20 protein-coding genes are annotated in these 24,522 nt (G+C 40.4%); 15 read left to right on the top strand and 5 right to left on the bottom strand.

The window, feature by feature from the left end:
* The first annotated feature begins 16 nt into the window (after positions 1 to 16).
* The 9 genes from MTBBW1_RS14745 to MTBBW1_RS14700 all read left to right on the top strand — a co-directional run bounded on the left by MTBBW1_RS14745 (position 17) and on the right by MTBBW1_RS14700 (position 13,073).
* Positions 17 to 1,372 (top strand): GAF domain-containing protein, encoded by a 1,356-nt coding sequence (locus tag MTBBW1_RS14745; RefSeq protein WP_080804527.1) that lies wholly within the window; start codon positions 17 to 19, stop codon positions 1,370 to 1,372.
* A 59-nt stretch (positions 1,373 to 1,431) separates the two neighbouring features.
* Positions 1,432 to 3,168 carry an AAA family ATPase gene (locus MTBBW1_RS14740; RefSeq protein ID WP_080804526.1) on the top strand — a complete coding sequence of 579 codons (1,737 nt, stop codon included), beginning with the start codon at positions 1,432 to 1,434 and terminating at the stop codon, positions 3,166 to 3,168.
* Between the two features lie 424 nt (positions 3,169 to 3,592).
* On the top strand, positions 3,593 to 5,326 hold the full coding sequence (locus MTBBW1_RS14735) for an AAA family ATPase (RefSeq protein WP_080804525.1): 1,734 nt from the start codon (positions 3,593 to 3,595) through the stop codon (positions 5,324 to 5,326).
* A 57-nt stretch (positions 5,327 to 5,383) separates the two neighbouring features.
* Complete coding sequence (locus MTBBW1_RS14730) at positions 5,384 to 5,815, top strand: putative toxin-antitoxin system toxin component, PIN family (protein WP_080804524.1); 432 nt, start codon at positions 5,384 to 5,386, stop codon at positions 5,813 to 5,815.
* Positions 5,815 to 6,057 carry a hypothetical protein gene (locus tag MTBBW1_RS14725; RefSeq protein ID WP_080804523.1) on the top strand — a complete coding sequence of 81 codons (243 nt, stop codon included), beginning with the start codon at positions 5,815 to 5,817 and terminating at the stop codon, positions 6,055 to 6,057. The genes MTBBW1_RS14730 and MTBBW1_RS14725 overlap by 1 nt, the downstream gene beginning before the upstream one ends.
* A 647-nt stretch (positions 6,058 to 6,704) precedes the next feature.
* Positions 6,705 to 8,330, top strand: coding sequence for a KamA family radical SAM protein (locus MTBBW1_RS14715; protein WP_245809400.1), 1,626 nt, complete (start codon positions 6,705 to 6,707; stop codon positions 8,328 to 8,330).
* Positions 8,327 to 9,436, top strand: a complete 1,110-nt coding sequence (locus tag MTBBW1_RS14710; RefSeq protein ID WP_080804521.1) for a D-alanine--D-alanine ligase family protein — start codon at positions 8,327 to 8,329, stop codon at positions 9,434 to 9,436. The genes MTBBW1_RS14715 and MTBBW1_RS14710 overlap by 4 nt, the downstream gene beginning before the upstream one ends.
* Complete coding sequence (locus tag MTBBW1_RS14705) at positions 9,433 to 10,560, top strand: D-alanine--D-alanine ligase family protein (protein ID WP_080804520.1); 1,128 nt, start codon at positions 9,433 to 9,435, stop codon at positions 10,558 to 10,560. The genes MTBBW1_RS14710 and MTBBW1_RS14705 overlap by 4 nt, the downstream gene beginning before the upstream one ends.
* A gap of 98 nt (positions 10,561 to 10,658) precedes the next feature.
* Positions 10,659 to 13,073, top strand: a complete 2,415-nt coding sequence (locus tag MTBBW1_RS14700) for a GNAT family N-acetyltransferase (RefSeq protein WP_245809399.1) — start codon at positions 10,659 to 10,661, stop codon at positions 13,071 to 13,073.
* Positions 13,074 to 13,272: 199 nt separating this feature from the next.
* On the opposite strand, the gene MTBBW1_RS14695 is transcribed toward MTBBW1_RS14700, so the two are convergent.
* The 3 genes from MTBBW1_RS14695 to MTBBW1_RS14685 form a co-directional block, all read right to left on the bottom strand.
* Positions 13,273 to 15,258 carry a metal transporter gene (locus MTBBW1_RS14695; RefSeq protein ID WP_080804519.1) on the bottom strand — a complete coding sequence of 662 codons (1,986 nt, stop codon included), beginning with the start codon at positions 15,256 to 15,258 and terminating at the stop codon, positions 13,273 to 13,275.
* Between the two features lie 252 nt (positions 15,259 to 15,510).
* Entirely contained in the window at positions 15,511 to 15,810 is a 300-nt protein-coding gene (locus MTBBW1_RS14690) for a hypothetical protein (RefSeq protein ID WP_080804518.1), read from the bottom strand.
* 31 nt (positions 15,811 to 15,841) lie between these two features.
* A complete protein-coding gene (locus MTBBW1_RS14685; RefSeq protein WP_080804517.1) occupies positions 15,842 to 16,102 on the bottom strand; it encodes a hypothetical protein in 261 nt (86 codons plus the stop codon).
* 412 nt (positions 16,103 to 16,514) lie between these two features.
* Here MTBBW1_RS14685 and MTBBW1_RS14675 point away from each other — a divergent pair, with 412 nt between their 5' ends.
* The 6 genes from MTBBW1_RS14675 to MTBBW1_RS14650 all read left to right on the top strand — a co-directional run bounded on the left by MTBBW1_RS14675 (position 16,515) and on the right by MTBBW1_RS14650 (position 24,007).
* Entirely contained in the window at positions 16,515 to 16,973 is a 459-nt protein-coding gene (locus tag MTBBW1_RS14675) for a polyhydroxyalkanoate synthesis regulator DNA-binding domain-containing protein (RefSeq protein WP_080804515.1), read from the top strand.
* Positions 16,974 to 17,601: 628 nt separating this feature from the next.
* A complete protein-coding gene (locus tag MTBBW1_RS14670) occupies positions 17,602 to 18,024 on the top strand; it encodes a MaoC family dehydratase (protein ID WP_080804514.1) in 423 nt (140 codons plus the stop codon).
* A gap of 45 nt (positions 18,025 to 18,069) precedes the next feature.
* On the top strand, positions 18,070 to 20,343 hold the full coding sequence (locus MTBBW1_RS14665; protein ID WP_087881776.1) for a DUF3141 domain-containing protein: 2,274 nt from the start codon (positions 18,070 to 18,072) through the stop codon (positions 20,341 to 20,343).
* Positions 20,344 to 20,964: 621 nt separating this feature from the next.
* Complete coding sequence (locus MTBBW1_RS14660; protein ID WP_080804513.1) at positions 20,965 to 22,083, top strand: hypothetical protein; 1,119 nt, start codon at positions 20,965 to 20,967, stop codon at positions 22,081 to 22,083.
* 47 nt (positions 22,084 to 22,130) lie between these two features.
* On the top strand, positions 22,131 to 23,126 hold the full coding sequence (locus MTBBW1_RS14655; RefSeq protein WP_342743906.1) for a DHH family phosphoesterase: 996 nt from the start codon (positions 22,131 to 22,133) through the stop codon (positions 23,124 to 23,126).
* Between the two features lie 527 nt (positions 23,127 to 23,653).
* Positions 23,654 to 24,007: a DVU0772 family protein gene (locus MTBBW1_RS14650; RefSeq protein ID WP_080804511.1), complete on the top strand. Its 354-nt coding sequence runs from the start codon at positions 23,654 to 23,656 to the stop codon at positions 24,005 to 24,007.
* A 102-nt stretch (positions 24,008 to 24,109) separates the two neighbouring features.
* Here MTBBW1_RS14650 and rd read toward each other — a convergent pair whose 3' ends face one another.
* Positions 24,110 to 24,268 carry a rubredoxin gene (gene rd, locus MTBBW1_RS14645; RefSeq protein ID WP_080804510.1) on the bottom strand — a complete coding sequence of 53 codons (159 nt, stop codon included), beginning with the start codon at positions 24,266 to 24,268 and terminating at the stop codon, positions 24,110 to 24,112.
* A 98-nt stretch (positions 24,269 to 24,366) separates the two neighbouring features.
* The gene (locus MTBBW1_RS14640; RefSeq protein ID WP_087881775.1) at positions 24,367 to 24,519 is read right to left on the bottom strand and encodes a YgaP family membrane protein; all 153 of its coding nucleotides are present in this window, start codon (positions 24,517 to 24,519) and stop codon (positions 24,367 to 24,369) included.
* Positions 24,520 to 24,522 lie beyond the last annotated feature (3 nt).

The raw sequence follows: 24,522 nt of genomic DNA, 5'->3' as shown, positions 1-24,522 counted from the left end.
AATGAGGAGATAATAAATGGAATCAAAAAAAATGGAAGAATACAGGGATTCCCTTAGAATCAAAGCTAAAGCCGTGCTTAACAAGCTCCCTGATAATTCTGAAAATATAGACAACGCTGACATCACCAAACTGATTGAAGAGTTGCAGCTTCATCAGATTGAACTGGAGCTTCAAAATGAAGAGTTAAGGAGTGCCCAGAAAATAATAGAGGAAAACAAATCCCGGTATATCTCTCTTTTTAACAATGCACCTGTGGGATATGTCATCCTTGACGAAATTGGAATGATAAAACAGCACAACGAGACATTTCTTAAAATATTAAATCGCAGAGACATTAAAAAATCAGGACAGGCATTTGCAGATCTTCTTGTGGATGATGATGCATCAGGCTTCAGGGCACGCTATAAGGCTCTTTATAAACAACCCCAGGGGAAAAAAATCGAGGCAAAAATTTCTACTGGAAATGGCACAATATGCCATGTGCTGCTGGAGGGCACCCGTCATAACCAATCCACTATTATGAAAGAAGATACCTTGAGCGAGCTAATGCTTACAATAACAGATATTAACGATCTTAAAATGACGAAACACAGATTGAGTGAAACCCTTGAAGAGAGCAGAAAAAAGGAAAAAGAGGTAAAAAGCCTGCTTATGGGTGCAAGGGCTGTTCTGGAGCAGGGAAGTTTTGAAAGCATTTCCCGCAAGGTATTTGATATCTGCTCCGGCCTTATTGGTTCAACCTCTGGTTATGTTGCTTTGCTTGCAGAAGATGGCTCTGAAAATGAAGTGCTCTTTCTCGAAGCCGGAGGATTGCCATGTGATGTTGACCCTGAACTACCAATGCCAATCAGGGGATTAAGGGAAGTTGCCTACAGGGAAAACAGATCTGTATATGACAATAATTTTATGGAGAGCAGATGGGTGGAGTACATGCCCGTAGGCCATGTACGCTTAGAAAATGTGATGTTTGCCCCCTTGGTGTTAAAGGAAAAAACTGTTGGAATCATAGGACTTGCCAACAAACCATCTGACTTTAATGACAATGACGCAAGAATTGCAGAAGGTTTTGGAGAACTTGCCGCAATTGCACTTCAGAACAGTAAAAATCTGGATAAAAGGGATAAAAGTGAAAAGGCCAATGCAGAACTGATAAAGAAACTCCAGGAGGCAATGGCAAATGTCAAACAGTTGAGCGGTTTGATTCCCATATGTTCACATTGCAAAAAAATCCGAGATGACAAAGGATACTGGAACCAGATTGAAGCATATATAAGTGAGCACTCTGATGCCCAGTTCAGTCATGGTATATGCATGGAGTGTGCTGAACTACTTTATCCCGATTTTGACCTATACTCCACAGACGATCAATAAGTACCAATTCTGCAATCAGAGATGGCGGGTTCTTGTTTTCAAATAATATGGAGATAACAATGAAAAAACGCATCTTATATGCCGAAGCAAGTTATGAGGCAGTTGTACGGGAAAACGGCTATTTTGTGGATAAAACAGAGTACATTGAAAAATTGGAAAGTATCAACAACCCTGTATTTCTCCGTCCCAAAAGATTCGGTAAATCCCTTCTCTGCACCATGCTTGAAGCCTATTACGATATCCGGAAAAAAGATGATTTTCATGAGCTTTTCGGCCACACATGGATCGGCAAAAATCCAACGCCCCTGCATAGTTCCTGTTTTGTGCTGCATCTTGATATGTCAACGGTAGATTCTTCATCGGGAAATCTTTTGGATATTGAGCATAGTTTTAATAACACTTGTAATCTGCGTATTAAAAAATTGATACGCCAAAACAGCAGTTTTTTTAAACATGAACCAGAGGTTGATATAAAGGGCAGGGCATCGGAAAATCTTAAGGCACTTCTTAACTCCATAGAGGAGGAGTATCTGCCACCATTGTTTGTAATTATAGACGAGTACGACAACTTTGCCAATCAGCTAATTGTCTCCCATGAGGATCACCTTTACCACCAGCTCATGTCCTCCAGGGGTTTTTTAAAGACCTTTTTCAAGACCTTGAAAGAGGGTAGAAAGAGTCAAACCATCCGGAATGTCTTTATTACCGGTGTTCTGCCGGTGACCATTGATGAGCTTGCATCTGGCTTCAACATTGCCACCATCATAACCTTAGAGCCGGAGTTTGAGAACATGCTTGGCTTTACCCAGGCCGAGGTGGATCGCCTGCTTGATGAAATTTACCATGATTATGAAATGGATCCAGATACCCGAAGCGAAACCGATGCCCTTATAAAAAACCAGTACAACGGTTACCATTTCTTGAAAACCGATGGTGATGGTGAACCTGTATATAACTCCACAATTTTAATCTACTTTCTCCACTATTTTACAAGGTACCGTGCCTATCCTGAGTACCTCACTGACATGAATCTTAAAACCGATCTTGAGTGGGTAAGAAGGATAACAGGTTCCAATCCTGACCTGACAAAGGGGTTTGTGGGGCAGTTGACCATGAATAACAGGATAGCATTTGACAAAAATGTTTTAACAGCCAAGTTTAACATGTCCCAGTTTTTTGATAAGAGCTTTTTTCCCATATCATTTTACTATCTTGGGATGCTCACCAAATTAGATGATTTTTACCTGACCCTTCCCAACATGAATATGCGTAAGATATTTGTTGAGTATTTCAATGAGTTGTATCAAATTGACGTTTCAACACGTTATCAGGAGAGTATGCAGCGTTTTATCAATGATCTTGATTTAGAAGCCCTTTTTGCTTCATACTGGAAACATTACATCTCCCAGCTTCCGGAAGCCATATTCCAGCAGGTAAATGAAAATTTCTACCGCACTACATTTTATGAACTTTGCAGCCGTTATCTTTCACGCTGGTTCATATGGAATGTGGAGCGATCCTACCCCAAAGGTCGATCTGATCTTGAGTTTGTGGGAAAATACAGTGAGTGCTTTGCCGGGATTCGCTTGGTCATTGAGTTTAAATATTTCTCCAATGCAGAGTTTAAAAAATTCAAGACCACCATTTCCGATTTTACATTGCAGGATGAAGATACGATGCAGATTGCAGGATATGTTGAGGGGCTTGCAACAGAATATCCAGAGGCAAAGGTCTCCCAGTATGTTATATACTGTATCGGGAATCAAGGTTGGCGGATTTTTAAGATTAAGGGTTAATAACTCATCGACACCTATGATCTTGTAAGCCTTGTCAACACTGTCTGAATCAGGATTCCCAAGATTAACAGGATAAGGCAGGATTATCTATCCTGAGCATCCTATCTATCCTGAGCATCCTATCCATCCTGGTTATCCTGGTTCAGACAACTGCAATAACTTCTAAAAAAGCAATAAGATGTCGATTTTGAGTAATAATGATACTAAAAAGATATGCAAAAAAAAATGTATATTTTTTGGCATCTTTCATATCTTCCCCAAAGTAGTTTACACTTTTTTTAGGAAGAATCCCGACAAATGGGAATGGTGTCCCTGAAAGTGTAAAGCGGTAAATGAAACATGCCTATTTTTTGCATTATTCTCCCCCTCTCCAGTCATGGAGAGGGGGCTGGGGGGTGAGGTTGCACATGATACGGAGAGAAAAATGAAAAAACGCATATTATACGCCGAGGCAAGTTATGAGGCGATTATACAAGAAAACGGTTATTTTGTGGATAAAACTCAATACATAGAGAAATTAGAACGTATCAAAAATCCAGTTTTTCTGCGTCCCAGAAGGTTCGGCAAATCCCTTCTCTGCACCATGCTGGAAGCCTATTACGACATCCGGAAAAAAGATGATTTTCATGAGCTTTTCGGCCACACATGGATCGGCAAAAAACCCACGCCCCTGCATAGTTCCTGTTTTGTGCTGCATCTTGACTTTTCCGTAATAGAAGTGGGGGATATGGCAACCATAGAGAAAAGTTTCAACCATGTATGCAATGCCCAGTTGGACAATCTTGTTTTTTTTAATCAGCAATGGTTTCAGGATCAGATTACCATAGACCTTGACAAAAGTGCTGTAAACAATCTCCAGAGTATTCTTAAAACAGTCAAAAGAGATAATCTCCCGCCTCTGTTTGTAATTATTGACGAGTACGACAACTTTGCCAATCAGCTCATTGTCTCCCATGAGGATCACCTTTACCACCAGCTCATGTCCTCTAAGGGTTTTTTAAAAACCTTTTTCAAGACCTTGAAAGAGGGAAGAAAGAGTCAAACCATCCGGAATGTCTTTATAACTGGAGTTTTGCCGGTGACCATTGATGAGCTTGCATCTGGCTTCAACATTGCCACCATCATAACCTTAGAGCCGGAGTTTGAGAACATGCTTGGTTTTACCCAGGCCGAGGTGGATCGCCTGCTTGATGAAATTTACCATGATTATGAAATGGATCCAGATACCCGAAGCGAAACCGATGCCCTTATAAAAAACCAGTACAACGGCTACCACTTCATACATCCCAATGGCGAACCTGTATATAACTCCACAATTTTAATCTACTTTCTCCACTATTTTACAAGGTACCGTGCCTATCCTGAGTACCTTACAGACATGAACCTTAAAACCGACCTTGAGTGGGTAAGAAGGATAACAGGCTCCAATCCTGACCTTACAAAGGGGTTTGTAGATCAGTTAATGGTTCATAATACCATTGAGTATGACAAAAATTTTCTCACCGCCAAGTTTAATATGTCCCAATTTTTTGAAAAAGGTTTTTTCCCCATATCTTTTTATTATCTTGGAATGCTTACCCGTCTTGACAGTTTCAATTTAAAGCTGCCCAACATGAACATGCGTAAAATTTTTGCAGAATATTTTAACGAACTCCACGCAATTGATGTCTCAACAGGTTACACCAATGCCATGCAACAATTTTTGAAGGATTTGGATTTAAGCGCCCTTTTTGCTGCATACTGGGATCGTTATATATCACAGCTTCCAGAAGCCATATTCCAGAAGGTCAACGAAAACTTTTATCGTACCACCTTTTATGAACTTTGCAGCCGTTACCTCTCTGAGTGGTTCACCTGGAATGTAGAGCGCTCCTACCCCAAGGGCAGAAGTGACCTTGAATTTGTGGGAAAGTACAATGAGTGCTTTGCAGGAATTCGCATGGTAATAGAGTTTAAGTATCTTTCCAATGCAGAATTTAAAAGGCTAAAAACCACCATTGAAGATTTTACATTGCAGGATGAAGATACAAAACAGATTGCAGGATATGTTGACGGCCTTGCAGTAGAATATCCAGAGGCCAAAATCTCACAATATGTGATTTACTGTATCGGGAATCAGGGATGGCGGGTGTTTAAGATCAATGTGGCTGGTATTTAGATAAAATCAACGATCTCTTCCATTGAAACAAATAACCAGAATGAAAGAGCCATTTTATTGAAAACTTATCAAATCATCATAGATACAAATGTCTTTGTTGCTGCGTTACGTTCTAAAAATGGGGCATCATTTCGCTTGTTAAATCTATTAAAAGAAAAAGATGCTCGTTTTAAGATTAATGTATCTACTTCTATTGTTCTTGAATATGAAGCTGTTTTAAAACGAGAAATTCATCGGCAAGGTAAAAATCTTTCAATTATTGATAAGTTCATAGATGATCTGGTTGCATGTGCAAACAGGCATCAAATTTTTTATTTGCTTAGACCTCATCTTAAAGATGCTGATGATGATTTTATCCTTGAACTGGCTTTTTCTTGTTCGGCAGATTATATTATTACATACAATACAAAAAATTTTATAAGAGCAAATGCCTTTGGTGTCAGCATAATGAACCCTAAAGATTTTTTAAAAGAGATAGGAGAAATATAATGGCAGAATTATTGATAAACATTCCTGATAAATTATATCAAAAGACATATGAGATATTGAAGTTAAATAATATATCAATAGATGAAATAATTGCGGCTTCACTTGCTGAAAAACTACATAAGCTTCTACCAGACCCATATCTTGAAGAGAGGGCTGAACGAGCTACGGGAGAAGGTTTTTTGACTGTAATGTCTCAAGTTCCAGATGTAACCCCTGATGAATATGATAGAATGATCGAATGAATAAAAGTCATCTTAAAACAGCTTGTTACATATAAAGACCATGCCCTGCGGGCACAACGAACATTGAAACATAGGGGCAACCCTATGTACTGAAAATCGACACCTATGATCTTTTGAACCTTGTCAATAATGTCTGAATCAGGATGCCCAAGGTTAACAGAATAAGGATTACGGCAGTGTACATTCGTTGATGCTCCTTTCAGAATGAAAAACCGGACATACGGTGACACCTGTTTCCGGTGTTTTTTATGGAAATCGGATATTACAATTCCCTTTTTTTATCTTCCTTTTTTTGAAGATTCTACCCCTCCTCTTTTAATATGCATTAAGATTCTTTTCAAAATTTTAATTCATGAAAAAAGCCCTGTGGATATCACTGTTTTTTCTCCTCTGTATTACAAATATACTTTGCAAAAACATTGAAAAATCAGAACATTAAACAATTCAAAAGTTCATTTGAATTATTTCTTGTTTTAATAAAAATGAGATAATCAACAGCAGCTTTTAAATCAGGTATGGTGTTTGCTAAGGGTTGTTCCCGTCAGACTTTTTTGCAGGTTCATCAAAAATTATTTTATTTTGTCATTTTGTCGATTGAAAAGTTTTAAATGGGAATAACCACTTCTATTTATTTTTAAGGAGAAACAATGCAAGAGGGACAAGCAGTACCAGCCGAAAAAGCCATGTTGTTTGATGATGACGAACCTCCCAGTAGAGGCCGCTTTATAAATCATCCTGACAATTTTTCCAAAATCATTGATTCAACAGACTACCTTGATTCAGGTTTCCCCAATGCCTCAGCATCATCACTTGATTCCAGTGATTCCAACCATTTTCACAATGATGCCAACCATTTTCAACATGTAGTTCCATCTGCATTTGACTCAGTCACTTTGAAACAGACCACCACCATTCCAGCAGCAAGGCTAAATATCAACCAGCTAAAGATTAACCGACGCATATCAAATCCAAGAAGCACCCCTCAAACCAGGGCGTTCAGGCGCAAATTTTATTCTGATGTCACAGACAGAGAATGGAATGACTGGCAGTGGCAGATCAGTAACCGTATAAAAACATATGAAAAATTGAGCAGGATGCTGGTACTTTCTCCGGATGAATCCCTTGTTAATACGGAATCACAGCTTCCATTGAGCATTACTCCATACTATCTGAGCCTGATATCGGCAAATGATCCTGACCAGCCCCTGCGCCGATCTGTTGTGCCAAGGATGGATGAGTGGATCAAAATGTCCTGTGAGTCCGATGACCCCCTTGGAGAAGATCATCAAAGTCCCATACCAGGGCTTGTGCATCGTTACCCTGACAGAGTGCTTTTTCTGCTGCTTGATTTCTGTTCCACCTATTGCCGATACTGCACACGATCACGCGTTGTTGGTCATGGCGGAATTCATGCTGGCCGAAGTCGCTGGGAAAAAGCCATTGAGTATATCCGAAACACCCCGACAATCCGTGATGTGCTTCTTTCCGGAGGTGATCCCCTTACTCTAAGTGATGATCGTCTGGAATGGGTACTCTCAAGGTTGCGCACAATCCCCCATGTTGAGGTGATCCGTATCGGCACAAAGGTTCCGGCTGTTCTGCCCCAGCGTATTACACCAAAACTTGTCAAGATGCTAAAAAAATACCACCCTCTCTGGATGAGTCTCCATTTTACCCATCCTGACGAGTGTACCCCTGAGACCCACAAAGCCTGCACCATGCTTGCAGATGCAGGTATTCCTCTGGGTTCCCAGAGCGTTCTTTTAAAGGGTATCAATGATTCTGTGGGAACTATGAGACAGTTGGTTCAAAATCTTATGAAGATGCGGGTGCGCCCCTACTATCTTTACCAGTGTGATCCCATTACAGGCTCCGGACATTTTCGTACAACCATTGATAAGGGCCTTGAGATTATTCAGGGATTAAGAGGTTTTACAACAGGATATGCAGTGCCCACATACGTTATTGATGCCCCTGGCGGTGGAGGAAAGATTCCGCTTATGCCTAATTATGTTCAGGAGCATACACCAGAAGAGCTTGTGCTTAAAAATTATGAGAACCGTATGTTCCGTTATCCGGATCCCGTAAACGAACTTGAAAACGTTCCTGCTAACAATTCCGTAAGTCTTCCTGTTAACAATTCAGTAAGTCTTCCTGTGAATAATTCTGTAACTCTTCCTGTAAACAGGTACAGAAATAGTAATGATCGTGCTCTTAATAATAAAAATATCTATGAAACATCTCTTTTTAGTGAAAAAGGGGGAGCATCATGATCATTGGCCTTACTTATGACCTGCGTCAGGAATATCTTGACATGGGATACAGCGAATTGGCAACAGCCGAGTTTGATTCTCTTGAGACAGTTGAATCCATTGAGAATATTCTCCAAAGCCTTGGACATGAAACAGTGTGCATTGGAACCGGCCGAAGTCTGACAGAACGCCTTGTAAAAGGAGAACGCTGGGATCTTGTTTTCAACTTTGCAGAAGGATTGAATGGAGTGGCAAGAGAAGCCCAGGTTCCTGCAATTCTGGATATGTATGGAATCCCTTACACATTTTCAGATCCTCTGGTTCTTGCCCTTACTTTGCATAAAGGTCTGACAAAACGGGTGATTCGGGATGCAGGACTTGCAACTGCAAATTTTATGGTTATTGAATCCCAATATGACAGACCTGCGGAGACTCTTTCTTTTGAACCGCCTTTTTTTGTCAAACCTGTTGCAGAAGGTACAGGAATGGGCATAACAGCAAAATCAATTGTCCGTTCCAGAGATGATCTTCCTTCTGTATGTAGGGAGCTTATGGAACAGTTCCGGCAGCCTGTACTTGTGGAGGAGTTTCTTTCCGGAAGGGAGTTTACTGTTGGAATTGTGGGAACAGGAAGGGATGCCCGTGTTTTGGGCACAATGGAGATTCATCTTCTGGAAAAAGCGGAAAAAGATATTTATTCCTTTGAGAACAAGGCAGAATGGAAGGGACGGGTTGAATACAGCCCGGTTACTCCCGAAAATGAGCCTCTCATTATGGATGTGGAAAGACTTGCCCTCTCATCATGGAAGGTATTAGGATGCAGAGATGGCGGACGCATTGATATTCGTTGTGATCGTTTTGGCAAGCCCGCATTCATAGAGGTTAATCCCCTTGCCGGACTTAATCCAACCTACTCTGATCTGCCGATTCTCTGCCGTTTTTTCGGGATATCACATTTTCAGCTCATTGAAATGATACTTTCATCAGCAATTGAAAGAGTAAAAAAATCATATGGTGAATTTCAAGAGATAAAGAGTCATACTTCAGAACAAAAGAGATATCCATCAAAAACAGCAGACAATTCGGATATATGTTGCCAGAAAGTGGCTTTTGGAGAGGCTGCATGAAAAAGGTTATCGCTGTTGTTCATAATGCAGTAAGGGATATAAGTCTTCCGGATGAAGAGGATGTGCTATTTCAGGTAAAAGCTGTCTCCAATGCCCTTGAAGAGCTTGGCTTTCTGCCAGTGGCATTACCATGTGACCTTAACCTGAACGCACTTTCAGAAAAGCTTGCAGAGATTGCCCCTGCTGCTGTTTTCAACCTTGTGGAATCACTTGACGGCCATGGAAGGCTTATTCATGTGGTGCCGGATCTTCTTGATGCTTTAAATATTCCCTACTCAGGATGTACAGCAGATTCTATATACATAACCTCCAACAAGGTTATGGCCAAGGAGAGAATGGCAGCATGGGGGCTTCCCACAGCAGAATGGATTAAACCCATTAAAAACTGCCCCGATGTGGATACAATCGAAAACAGAGAAACAGAAACAATCATGCATGCCGGCAGTAATGATAATGCATATGAAAAAGAAAAATCTGTAGTGTGGATTATAAAATCCTTGTGGGAGCACGCTTCCCTTGGGCTTGAACAGGAGAACCTGGTTAAAGGCACTTCCTGTGAAATTGCGAAAATTCTTCCTGAAAGGGCACCAGCTCTTGGGGGAAGCTGTTTTGCAGAGCGTTTCATCAGCGGCAGAGAGTTCAATATTTCCCTCCTGGCGGGTAAGGATTATCCACAAAATGATGATGATAATCTTCCAGGCAATTGTACAGGAGAGTCTCATTCAGGGGAACCATGGGTTCTTCCACCTGCTGAAATAGTTTTCAAGGGATTTAATGAAAATCAGGCAAAAATTGTTGGATATAGAGCAAAATGGGTGGAAGATGCAGAAGAATACCGCAATACATCCCGAAATTTTGAATTTATTCCAGAAGATGAGCCTCTTCTAAAAAGACTTGAAAAGCTTGCCATTGGATGCTGGCACTGTTTTGATCTAAAGGGGTATGCCCGTGTGGATTTCAGGGTGGATGAAGAGGGCAATCCCTTTATCCTTGAAATAAACGCCAATCCATGTATCTCTCCGGATGCCGGATTTGCAGCCGCAATGGAGAGGGCAGGCATATCTTATAAAAGCGGAGTGGAACATATTATTGCGTGTCTGATGCCAGATTTAAGACAACAATAGAGAATTATTGAGAAGCTTTGAAGTAATTATTGAAAACTGAAAATTCAAAAGGGCAGACTTAATATCTGCCCTTTTTATTTGGTGGATAAGAGTAAAAAATGTTTCGCATAAGACGTATTTTTGATGATGTTATCCCTGTTAATAGGGATGCCTTGAATCAGGTCAGAGGGATTTTAAACAAACGTTTTCCCCAGGCTCCTGAAGAGGATATCATCCATATTGGAGACAAACTGAGGAACCCTTTCAAGCTTAGGTTTCGTCCGATTCTTTTTGTGGCTGAAAACATGCGCCACAAGGTGCTTGGCTTTGCCATGGTACTCCATGAGCCGGAAATCAATTTCTGTTTCCTGGACTGGATTGCCACGGCAAGGGACACACTGCGCGGCGGGCTTGGAAGTGCCCTGTATGAGCGTGTCAGAAGTGAATGCTCATCCCTTGGGGTGCGTGGGCTTTTCTTTGAGTGCCTTCCAGATACTCAAGGCGCCTGTGACCCCGAGATTTTAAAGGAAAATGTTGCCCGGCTACGTTTTTATGAAAGGTATGGAGCGCGCCCAATAGCCGGCACAGCTTATGAAATTTCGGTTGGGCAGTGGATTTCTGACAACAATAATAAGGCCGACATTAAAGCTCTACCTTCTGACAAAGTAGATGTTGGGAATGTGCCTTCTGATAAAAAAGATGTTGGTGATGCCCCTTCTGACAAAGCTGATGTTGGTGATCCCCATCCTGACAAGGTTGATTCTTACGGTTCATGCTCTCCCTTTCTTGTTTACGATGCTCTGGGCAGTGACAAACCTTTAAGCCGAAATCACGCAAGAAGGGTTGTTCGTGCCATACTGGAACGAAAATATGCAGAGCTTTGCCCTCCTGATTATGTTGAGATGGTGGTGACTTCCATAAAGCAAAATCCTGTAAAGATAAGGCCGTTTTGCCATGTCAGGCCGGAAAAAGTCAAAAAAAATGTTGATTCAGGGCTCAAAGAGAAAATTGCCCTTGTAATAAATAAACGCCACGAGATTCACCATATACATGAAAGGGGTTATGTGGAATCGCCTGTACGTGTAAGAAGCATACTTTCTGAAATTGAAAAAACCGGTCTTTTTGATATTATGGAGACAGAGGCTTTTCCAGATACCCACATCCACGGCATACATGATGCCGACTATTTGGCATATCTTGTATCAGCATGTGAAGAGACAGCCGAGGGGAAATCGCTATATCCATATGTTTTTCCCATCAGAAACAAGACCCGCCCACCCCGCGAGACAACCGTTCTTCCTGGCTACTACTGCATTGATACCTTTACACCCATTAACAGAAATGCATATCCGGCTGCAAGGGGAGGAGTTGATGCCGCTCTCACAGCAGCAAAGGCACTTCTTGAGGGGAGGAGGGTATCATATGCACTGGTTCGCCCCCCTGGTCATCATGCAGAAAGACGCGCCTTTGGGGGATTTTGTTATCTAAACAATACTGCCATTGCAGCCCAGTTTCTGCGGGAGCATGGAAGAGTTGCAATCCTTGACATTGATTATCATCATGGAAACGGGCAGCAGGATATTTTTTATAACCGTTCTGACATATTGACAGTCTCAATACATGGTCACCCAGCTTTTGCCTATCCATATTTCACAGGTTTTGAAGATGAAGTCGGAGCTGATGAAGGAGAGGGTTTTAATCTCAATATCCCCCTTGAGGAGGCAGTTAACGGAGAAGAGTATGTCAAGGCTCTTTCCAGGGCACTTAGGCGTATATCTGATTTTGAACCAGATTTCCTTGTGGTTGCTCTGGGTCTTGATACTGCACGCCATGATCCAACAGGTACATGGTCACTTACTCCTTCAGATTTTCGCATGAACGGACGCATGATCGGTGAAACAGGACTTCCGGTTCTTGTTATTCAGGAGGGAGGATACAGAACCAGAAACCTCGGGATAAATGCAAGGAATTTTTTTCAGGGCATGGCAGATGTTGTCTTCAGTGTCACAGGCCGAAAATCTCTGCATGATTTAAGTCATAAAGGCATGAAAATAAGTTATGAACCAATTGACGGAGATGTGGAAAAAATCGAGAAACTTGTTGAAAGTACAGGTTTTTTCAGGCCGGATGAAATAAAAATAGCGTTGGAACTTGTAAGGGAGCGCCTTGAAAAGGGAGCAGAGAGCGGATATTTTTTTGTCATAGCCCGCAAGGGGGATAAAATAACAGGTTATGGATGCTACGGCCCTGTTCCATGCACACTAACAAGCCACGATATTTACTGGGTTGCTGTTTCCCCGGATCTTCAGGGCAGAGGACTTGGAAAAATAATACTTTCGGAAATGGAGCGCCTCATAAGCGAAGCAGGTGGACTTAAGGTGTATGTGGAGACATCAATGCAGCCAGGTTATGCATCCACCAGAGCCTTTTACGAGCGGTGTGGGTATAACTGCAATGTTGTTCTTGAGGACTTTTATGCCCCGGGGGACGGCAAGGCCATTTACAGCAAAACTGTGGGTTTTAAAATCGCATAGGTACTCAAAGTTGACGCCTATGATCTTGTAAACCCTATCAACACTGGTCTGAATCAGGATTCCCAAGATTAACAAGATAAGGCAGGATTATCTATCCTGAACATCCTATCCATCCTGGTTATCATGATTCAGACAAATGAGATCACTCGCTTTGGAAATTTCAGACATTCAACTGTTATTCAATCATCATGCTTTTGCCTTATTTTTGCCCGATTTTTTTTTGCACCATTGCTTTAACTGATTTTACTTTTACAGGTGCAGAAGTTTTTACAGGCTCAGATGTTTTTGCAGGCTCAGATGTTTTTACAGCCTCAGATGTTTTTGCAGGCTCAGATGTTTTTACAGCCTCAGATGTTTTTACAGCCTCAGATGTTTTTGCAGGCTCAGATGTTTTTACAGCCTCAGATGTTTTTACAGCCTCAGATGTTTTGGAAGATGCAAGGGGCTTTGGAGTAGAAATACTCTTTTTCTCAATCTCATCATTGAGATCCATCTGAAACTTGACAGGCCCTCTGTAATTTCCCTTTCCAAAGCGCGTATGCAGGGCACATGCAGATTCTGGATGTGACCATGATGTGGCAATTGCCACATGACCCTTGGGAAAAGGGGTAAGCTCAACATCAATATAGTCAGTGGGGGCAAGAGCTGTCTCTTTTTCTACAAGATCGTCCTGCTCTCCGTAACATAAAAGCCAAGGAATCTTTTTCTCATTTATTGTTTTAAAATTGAGAGACTTGCCAAAAATGGTAACAGGAAGAGTCCCATCTTCAGTCACAGGTATGTTGTAGGCTGCAAAACTCATTCCTGTGATAGCAAGGGGTATATCTGTTCTCTCGTTCCGTAGCCAGTAATTAAGAGCCAAAGCTGTTTTGCTGATGGGCTTGCCCTTCTCCCTTGCTCCTTCCACCATGAACATATCCCTGAAAAATGCCACCATTGGAGCTTCATGCTCAATGCTTTTGATCTTATAGACCCACCCCATAAGGTTACCGTCTGCCACTTTATTCCCATTAGGCAAGGTTTTTGTACCAAAATCAAGATCATTGAACCTTGACGGCAGTTTTTCCAAAAATTCTCCAAGGCCTTTACTTCTGGTTCCATCCATTGGAGCAACACATGTGATAAGTGCATCAACCACACTATCCAGCTCCCCTGAAAGAATATTGCACACAGCACTGTATCCACCCTGACAGTAACCATTCAGAGTAACCTTTTTTTTGTTTCTGGCCATGATCTTCTCACAGAAAAAACGGGTATCAAGAAGATCTTCTTCCATTGTCATCAACTGAAAGGCAGGCGTTATTGCAATATCCTTCATGATCCTTATATATGTGGGAATTCCCTGATTGGCAAAACTGTGGGCATAACTTCTGTTTTCACCTGGCAAAAATCCAAGGATATTGCTCCCCAGCACAAAAGGCGGAATGATAAGCAGAGGTTTTGCACCTTCGTCAACATTTACCCCGGGCGTTGTGGGCATTATCTGGTAAAGAAAAAAGCGGTCTGTTTCAGCAATCAATGGATTGATTTTTCTCTCAAAATGAAAGCCATACTCGGATTCAATATCCTGTATGGCTTCAGGAAGGGTATCAACCACGCCTTTTATCCTGTCAAACTGACGCAGGAAAAATTTTTCAAGGGTATCACCTTCCTTATTACAGAGGGTGTTTTGAAGAGCTGTAAAATAGCCTTCAAGATCTTTTTTCGTAACATCGCCGATTGCCTGCATTGTTCCGGAATTGTATCTGTTGAACAGCTCAATGTTGAACTCAAGAAGTTTAAGATAGGCTTTACAGACCTCAAAAGGAGACTCTTTTTCGCTTTCCTCCTTTTTTATACTATCATCAGCTTTTATACTGTCTGAGGTATCCTGACCTCCCTGCAATGCCCAGGGAAAAAAAGAGAATCCTGATTTGCCATCTTCCGGTTGTCCTGTAATATTTGACACCAGCTTTGCAGTATCAGCCAGAAGCCGAGACTGCTCAACACTGTTGAAGTATGAGGTGGCTGTCATCAGTGGCGTAAAAAAATCGCTGTTATACTTCATAATCCCTGAAAACAAGTTATTTGCAGCAGTTATCTGGGCAAGCATAAAACCTGGATTAAGCAAAAAGTCACTGCGCATCTTGTTCAGGTTATCATCAAAAAAAGGGGTTGTTTTGCATAAATTGTTGGGATCTAACATTTCTGGACTCCGTGACTTTGAGGCTTTCCAATAACGTACAAGGCGGATAACCGCCACAATCGAATGAATGAAAATATCTTTACCGTGAAAATGACTATCATTTTTATGTTTGGGGGTGATTGATACGCAATCATGCCCGTTTAAAAACAAACCTTAATGATACTTTTGTATAAAAATATGGAGGACAGGCTTTTTCAGCCTGCCCTTTGAAGTCATTTGCATCACCTTGAAGTTTTACATAAAACAGGCAAATTAATTATTTGCGGGTGCATCTGTTTTTGAAGAAGCAGGTGCTACGACATCAAACATCCCTTTTACCTTGTCAATGTGGGTATCAACATAAGACTTGTAGTTTGCCCTGTTTTTCTTGAAAAAATCACTCCAGTAGGAGATGGTTCGCAATGTATCATTTGGTATCATGGGATTTTTTTCAACTGCCATATTAAGCAATTTTTCGCTTTGATCCTGAACATTGCTCATTATGGCAAATGCATTGTCAAACATCATTTTTTGGTAGTCAAAAACCTGTGTAAAAACTTTTTTATTATCCATTTTTTCTCTCCTCAAACTGACAGCTTACCGATTATTTCTGTTCAAACATCTGATCAAATTTAGAATATCCATCATCAACTGCCTTTTTGAAATCATCCCTGGCTTTTTTTGCAAATGCCATGCTTTCATTCATCTGCTTGCGGGCATCATCTGTGATCCATGGTACCTGTCCCAGAAAACCGTTAAGCATATTTTCAGTCTGATCTTGAACAATCACCATCGCATTAAAAGTATTATTGAAAAGTGTTTTCTGAAAACCTACCATCTGTTTTGCAACTGTTGAAACGTCCATTGTGCAACTCCTTTTAAAAAAATAAAAATTCAATTTAAATTGTTCAGCCCCCTGATTCAACTAATAACAGTGCTCTGAACTTTTAATGACAGTACTTCTGAACTTTGAAAATCTTTCCTTTATGTCTGGACAATATATGAATTCCCCGAAATTTGTCAACAGAATTTTTGTGCGCTGCACAATTTTTTTTATACTCAGCTTTTTTTTATTTAATAACTCATGAAATAGTTGATTTTTAATGATATATGAGGAAAGATCAAAAAAAAGACTGCTCAAAGAAAATGATATTGACAAAAAAAATGCTGCAATGTAGCATTAACTTTAAAAATTATACTTCAACTTAATATATAAGTTTAAAACCAGACAAATACACAGAAATTTAAACCTACCAATAGACCTCAAGGATGTCACTGTGAGTGTTACGAACAAGATAATAATTAAAAAGTATCCCAACCGAAGGCTATATAACACAGACCAGAGTGCATATATCACCCTTGAAGATGTTGCTCTGCTGATTAAAAAAAATAACAGGGTGGAAGTGATTGATGTGAACAGTGGAGAAGATGTCACATCCCAGGTACTTACCCAGATAATCATGAATAAGGCCAAGGAAGATAATGCTCTGATACCTGTCTCCCTTCTCCATCTTATTATTCAGTACGGTGAAAGCCATCTACATGAATTTTTTGAAAAATATCTGGAAAAAACCATAGAAAACTATCTCTTCTACAGAAAGAGAATGGATGACCAGGTCAATGCCTATTTTGAGATGGGTATGGATCTGTCTGCTTTTGCAGGAAAAACATTACAAGACATTGATCCCATGAAGTTTTTTTCTGAAAACATAGGAAAAAACATCAAGAAAGATTAATTATAATTTACCGTGAAAATGACTCTCATTTTTACCCATATATGCACTGCTTTTTAACTGACATTTTTTATACTCAAAATCGACATTTTATCGCTTTTTCAGAAGTTATTGCATTTGTCTGAATCAGGATGACCAGGATGGATAAGATGCTCGGGATAGATAATCCTGCCTTATCTTTGTTAATCCTGGGAATCCTTATTCTGGGAATCCTTTATATGAAAGTCTCAATAAATAGCTGTTTTTAAAACAACTTTCATTTCTTCGATTGTGGCGGGCATCCGCCATGTACGTTATTCAGACGCTGTTGACAAGGCTTACAAGATCATAGGTGTTGACTTTGAGTTTATATTGTTTCACTGTAAAAATACAAAACTAATACTACTGCATTGTCAAAGCTAAAAATTAGGGTTCGGTTAATTGTAGAGACAAGGCATGCCTTGTCTCTACATTGCAGATAACCCTATAGTATTCCAGAAAATCAAATTGATAATAGGAAAGTCTAACTGTCTGTTATCTGGATTAATTTTTTTACCAAAAAAGAAACTTTTTTTATAGAAAAGCTATACCTGGAAAGCTATATAATTAAGTGTTGACAGTGCGCTACTTTAAATCAAGGAGGGGAATTTAAATGACAGGAAGAACAATTGATGAATTGAATATTGGTGACTTTGAGCAATTTTCCAAGACAGTTTCAGAGTCTGACATCTATCTTTTTGCCGGAATAAGCGGCGACATGAATCCTGCCCATATAGATGAGCAATATGCTGCCGGAACTTTCTTTAAAGGACGCATTGCACACGGAATTTTAGTGGGAAGCTTTATCTCAACTGTCATTGGCATGAAAATTCCAGGGCCTGGCACAATTTATCTTGAACAGCAATACCGTTTCAAAGCACCTGTCCGCATAGGAGACACCATCACAGCCAGAGTTGAAGTGACAGAAAAAATTGTGGAAAAGAATAAGGTTATGCTGAAGACAACGTGCACCAATCAAAATGACGTTGTTGTGATTGACGGCAGTGCCGTTGTCAGCCCACCCAAAAAAAAGTAGTCACTCCATCACAAAAAAGAAACCGAACATAAAAAAGGATTTGCAATGAGCGACAGGTTCGATATGAAAACAATATGGTCAATTCCGAAAGGATTTGACCTGATGGATGAAATTCCTGAAACGGCCATGCTTTTCAATATGCCGGAAGAAGCCTATCATTACTGTGTTGACAGCTTTCAAAGAACTGTTCTCTTCTGGGATATCATCCGCAAAAGGGGCAACGGCTATCTTGAACATCTTAAGAATGGGCAACCTCCGGTACTTGTTTTTAATTACAAGGTTATCAGGGACGGAAAGGATATGGAAAGACCTGTCAACTTTCAGCTTGTCAGAATTCTTCCGGAAGATGAATCCAAAGTTTCCCACAACCCCAAAAAACGTCCCATAGTGCTTATTGACCCAAGGGCAGGACACGGCCCTGGAATTGGCGGTTCCAAAATGGATTCCCAGATCGGCGTGGCACTTGAGGCTGGTTATCCGGTCTATTTCATGATCTTTTTTACTGAACCTGTTCCAGGCCAGACCATTGCCGATGTTCAGCAATGCCAGGTTCGCTTTCTTGAAGAGGTCATGATGCGCCACCCAGAGGCCCCCAAACCCGCTGTTATGGGTAACTGTCAGGGTGGATGGGCAGCAGCACTTGTTGGTGCTGACAGACCAGATGTGACAGGCCCCATGGTTTTAAATGGCTCTCCACTTTCCTATTGGGGAGGTGTCAGAGGTGGACATCCCATGCGCTACAGGGGCGGGCTTTTTGGCGGAAGCTGGCTTGCGTCATTGAGCAGTGATATTGGAAATGGCACCTTTGACGGTGCAGATCTTGTGCGTGGATTTGAAGAGTTAAATCCTGCAAACACATTGTGGAACAAGCTCTACAACGTCTATAAAAAAGTTGATACAGAAGAGCAAAGATTCCTTGATTTTGAAAAATGGTGGGGCGGTTTTTACCTCATGGGAAGAGAGGAGATACGCTTTATTGTAAACCGTCTTTTCATAAGTGATGAACTTGAACAGGGCATTTTAAAACTTTCGGACAACAGATACATTAATCTTAAAAACTTTAAAAGCCCGATACTTGTCTTTGCATCAAGGGGAGACAACATAACCCCTCCACAGCAGGCACTTAACTGGATACCAAGGGTTTACAGCAGTGTTGAAAAGATCAGAAAATATGGACAGGTCATAGTCTATATGCTCCATGATGACATAGGCCATCTTGGAATTTTTGTATCAAGCAAGGTTAACCGCAAGGAGCATAAAGAGATTGTCGGGTGCGTTGAAGCAATAGAGTTTCTCTCCCCGGGACTTTATGAAATGGTGATTCAAGATGGCCCAAGCAAACCCTGGCTCAATGATCACGGTGTTAAATTTATTGAGCGGGATATCTCCGACATTCTGGCAATGGGTGACAGTGAAAGCAGGGATGAAGAGGTATTTGAGTCTGTATCTGCCATATCAAGCTTTAATGACAAGCTCTATCAGGATTTCATAAGCCCCTGGGTCAAAATGTTCTCTAATGATCTTTCAGCAGAGATGATCCGCCAGGCTCATCCGCTTAGGTTTGAGCGCTACGCTTTTTCAGACATGAATCCCTTTATATGGCCACTGAAAAGTGCTGCTGACATGGTAAAAAAAGGGCGTCAACCTGCCAGCGAAGAAAACCTGTTCAAAAAGATTGAAAATATTGCTTCAGATACTATTGTAGATCAACTTAACTTTTTCCGAGATACTCGGGATCTTCTTTTTGAAACCCTATTCTATAATATTTATGGCAACGACTGGGTAAAATCCCTGTTTTTCAATAAAAAGGGAGAATCAAAACAGAGCAACATGGATGTAACCCTCAAAACCACAAAAATGTTCAAGGAGATTGAGACAGAACTGTGGGAAACCGCAATGAGAAGAGGCGGATTTGAAGAGGGAATGGTCAGAATAATGATCGCAGTAACACGTGCAGATAAGGTCATGGGCATGACAGAATATGGTGCAGCCGAGATTTTCATGCGTGCAGATGAACGCCTCAGCAAAATAACACCTGAAAAAATGAAAAACATGATCATTGAACAATCTGCAATTCTGGAAAAGGACAAGGCAATGGCGCTTGAAACACTTGCTGATCTGATTCCATCCCAGGAAGATCGCATCACAGCCATTGAAATTGCCAATACAATTGCCAATGCCGACGATGTGCTTCATCCCAAGGAGATTGCCCTCTTAAAAACCATTGAGACAATTTTGCTTAAAGAGCTTTTTTCATTTCCATCATCTCAAGAAGATCCGCAGCAACCATCTGTTGAGGAGCAGGTTATATCGGTTTAACCTTTTTTTGAACCATGATTTTCATGACTTAAGGATTATCTTGATTTTTACCGTGAAAATGACTATCATTTTTATACTTGGGGATGATTGATACGCAATCATGCCCGTTTAATCATCTTAATCCTTAAATCTTTATCATGGTTCAAAATTTTCCCAACAACTTTAGAACCCATCCCAGCAATTCATAAACCTGTTTATATAATTATTACACCTCCCCAGCCAGATATGCTCTCAGGTATCCCTCTAAAAAACAACTCAAAATATTCTATTTTGAAAAATCATTTTGTGATAGACTTTTTTTAAAAAAAGAAAATTAAATCAGGGATGCTTCATATTCTGGCAAAAGTAGTTTACACTTTCCTTTTAAATTGTCTGAATCACGGATTTTCACTGATTATGATTATTACACGGATTTTCTAATCAGTGTAATCATTTAATCCGTTTAATCAGTGATTCAGACAAATGGACAGAGACAGAAAAGTTTAAACTATTTTTGAAGGATATCTTGAATCAGCTTGCTAATACGCCATGTCCGTTTTATGAAAAATTCCACATTTTTAATGTACAATCTTAACCTTGGACTTTTTACAAGCCTATCAAAGTTAAAAAGGAGAAAATCCGATGACTCGCAGTTTAAAACTCTTTTTTGCCACCATGATGATAACAGCCCTTTGCTTTGGCTATGCTGGTGTCTATTTCCCTTTGGAACATTACGATTTTGAACGACTGCACATATTTCTTTTCAACCTGTGTACCGGCGGCACAATCATTCTCTATTTTACCGAAGGCAAGGACAAGCTCTCTTTTCGTACAGGCATGTTTCTTGTTCTTTCCCTGCTTTATGCTCTGTCTGCTTTTTTTGAAATCTATCCTGTCACAATAATTATATCCATTGCCCTTGCATCAATTGTGGAGAGCTTAAGAATCGAAAAGTTTTCCATATTCCCCTGGAATTTTTTCACACTAAAAGAGAGTGTTTCAGCCAAATTTCACCAGGCTTCACTTCTGTGCCTGTCAATCGGCCTTGTCATGTCTTCCATTGTCATAATAAACAACGAGTACATGCACGCTGTTGTAATGGAAAAACTTGCTCTAAATACATTTTTTCTTGGTTTCTCTTTTCCTTTGTCCCTTATAACACTTTCTGTAATTTTCTCCATGATAAGGGCAAACGGAGAAAGCCTCACAGGAATTATTTCCGTAATATGTTTCTGGACCATAAATCTGGGAGTCATAATATTTTTTATTTTTATTCTTTTTGAAAAATTCTATCCACAGCTTGTTGTTACATCTGCACTTTTTATTGCTGTCATCACCGTATTTCGCCTCTATCGTAAGCTTGGACAAAAAATGCAGCAAAAACAGTTCCTCTCATCAGGAATTGGCTTTCTCATTGCCACTGCAATATCCGGCATTGTCTATATCTTCTACCAGATGGCTCCTGATTATAACCCTGTCAATACTAAATGGCTGCTTCGTATCCACACATTTGCCTCCCTTTATGGCTGGAATCTGTGTGGCCTTGCAGTGATATGCCGGTTCAGGGATTTTCCAATACGCATGCACTCGGGCATGGTAATTATGGTACACTGGCTTACAGCTCTTATTCTGGCACCCCTTGGAACACTGATTGCACCCTTTGCACCACTTGCAATTGCAGGATATGTTTTTATTGTGGTGACCCTGTTTTTCAGCAATGTGAAGAACAGAAGGATTGGACAGTTCATCGTCAAATATTAATTTAGAGTCTGTTGATAATTACTGGCTCATATGTCTGACCAGGAGAAATGATGAGCAATATACAGAGACTTGAAAACTTTCTATCACTCTTTTCCACCGATAATCGGGTATTGATAGTCATAAATGCCGATCCTGATGCCATTGCAAGTGCCCTTGCTGTCAAACGCCTTTTATGGAGAAAGGTATATGAGGTCAAAATTACCTACTTCAACGAGATAAGACGGCCTGACAACCTGACAATGCTAAGGGTTCTAAACATTGAAATGATACCCATAAACGAAATTGATGACAAAAAATTTGATAGATTTGTAGTGGTTGATTCCCAGCCCGACCACCACGAATGCTTTGCCATGTTCCGGTATGATGCCATAATCGACCACCATCCCCTATCATGTGACTGCGCCAAATTCAATGACATAAGATCTGGCTACGGAGCATGTTCAACAATGATGACAGAATACATAAAAGCTGCTGCCATAAAACCCTCCCAGAACCTTGCCACAGCTCTTTTAATGGGAATAAAGACAGATACAGCAGGATTTCTTCGTCAGACCACCATGGACGATGTAAGAGCGTTTCAGTTCCTTTATAAATATGTCAATCCATGTCTTATTACACGCATTGAACAGGCTGAATTCAAGGAGAACGACCTTGATTTCATTGCTTCGGCCATAAAAAAAAAGAAAATAATAAACCACAGGGTATATTCACACACCGGCAAAATAAAAAACCCTGATCAATGTGTTATAACAGCAGACTTTTTTATGAGAATGGACTCTGCCAACTGGAGTATTATATCAGGTATCTACAATGAAAAGCTTATCATTATAATGAGAAACGACGGCCTTAGAAAAAGCGCTGGCAATACAGCAAAACAGGCATTTGCATCAATTGGTTCAGCAGGAGGGCATCAGGCTATGGCAAGGGTTGAGATCAAAATGGAAGATCTTGCTGAAGTAATGGGCAAAGATGATTTTGAAAATAAAATCGGAGAGTGGATAATTGATCAGGTGGAGGCAAATGCCGGTGTCAAAACTGAATAATATCAAAACAACTGCGACAATTTGTGGAAGCATGCTTTTATGATAAGTGACTCCATTTATGTCTCACAATAGTGAGACATAAATGTATTCTATAACATCAATATGACACAGATTTTGCCCTGCCACAAGGTGGCATTCCTTTTGCTTGTTAATCAATATACTCAGTGTGCTTATTGATCACTCAAATTCGAAATTTTATTGCTTTTTTGCATTTGCGGAATTTGTCTGAGCCAGGGGGGGTAACCAAGATAAAAAGGATGTTCAGGATAAATATAATCCTGCCTTCTCCTGTTAATCTTGGGACTCCTGATTCAGAAAGTGTTGACACGACTCACAGGATAATAGGTGTCGACTTTGAGTGATTAATAACGTAGATGGCGGATTACCGCCACAATGAAAGTCATGAAAGTCGTTTTTAAAACAGACTGTTACGGAGACTTTCATATAAAATTTTGAGTGATTGATAAATAAAGAGCTATTTTGAAAGGTAAAACAGAACTATAATATAAAAGGACGGAGGCAGGCACATGGAACTTCATGAAATCAAAAATAATCTGGCTATAATGAATGCAGTTGACTGGGAGATGACTCCAGAAGAGGCCATTGCCCTTCATCTTGAATGGGGACCTTTAAGAGATCTCTCGTACTATAATTCAAGAGACAGCAATAATGAGACAGTCTATTTTGTAATAAACACCTGGAAGAATCCTCCCATTGTAACCCTTGTAAAAAGAAAGGGCTTTGACTCAGAAGACCTTGCAACTTTTAATCTTCCGGAAAGACTTGAGAAGAAGTTTCTGGCATCAGTTGGGTATCAGAAAGGAGTTTTTGCTGTTGAGGGAGAAGTAAAAGAGTGGCTTCAAAAAGAGCTTGCATGCTAAGAAATGAGGCAAAAACAGAGATTGTTTTCACATAAATACCCCTTCACCATAGTAGAGACAAGGCATGCCTTGTCTCTACTCTAATGACTGTTTATTCAAACACTACTCTTTGGAAAAATCATCCTTTGATGCACCACATATGGGGCATACCCAGTCCGCCGGAAGATCATCAAAGCTTGTACCAGCATCAACACCACTATCAGGATCACCCTCAGCAGGATCATAAACATATCCACAAAGATCGCATACATATTTGTCCATTCTAATAAATCTCCTTTAAAAAATTTGTTTTTTGCAAATTGATCTTAATCCAACATCTCATAATAAAAAAAACAAAAAACTCTTCTGTTGTTCTTAATTTAGAATGCATTGCCTGATTCTAAGCCTATTGATTTTAACACATAGGCCAAAGGACAGAAACCAGTGAATGCTGCCTGAATCATGTTGGCTCCAACAAAAGCTGTAAGCCACAGCCAGTAAATGCTGTGGGAAACCGCAAAAACAACACTCAACGG

It is taken from the genome of Desulfamplus magnetovallimortis (genome assembly GCF_900170035.1).
Classification (GTDB): domain Bacteria; phylum Desulfobacterota; class Desulfobacteria; order Desulfobacterales; family Desulfobacteraceae; genus Desulfamplus; species Desulfamplus magnetovallimortis.
Note: the sequence above shows the minus strand (reverse complement) of the source record. Positions and strands in the feature narration are given on the sequence as shown.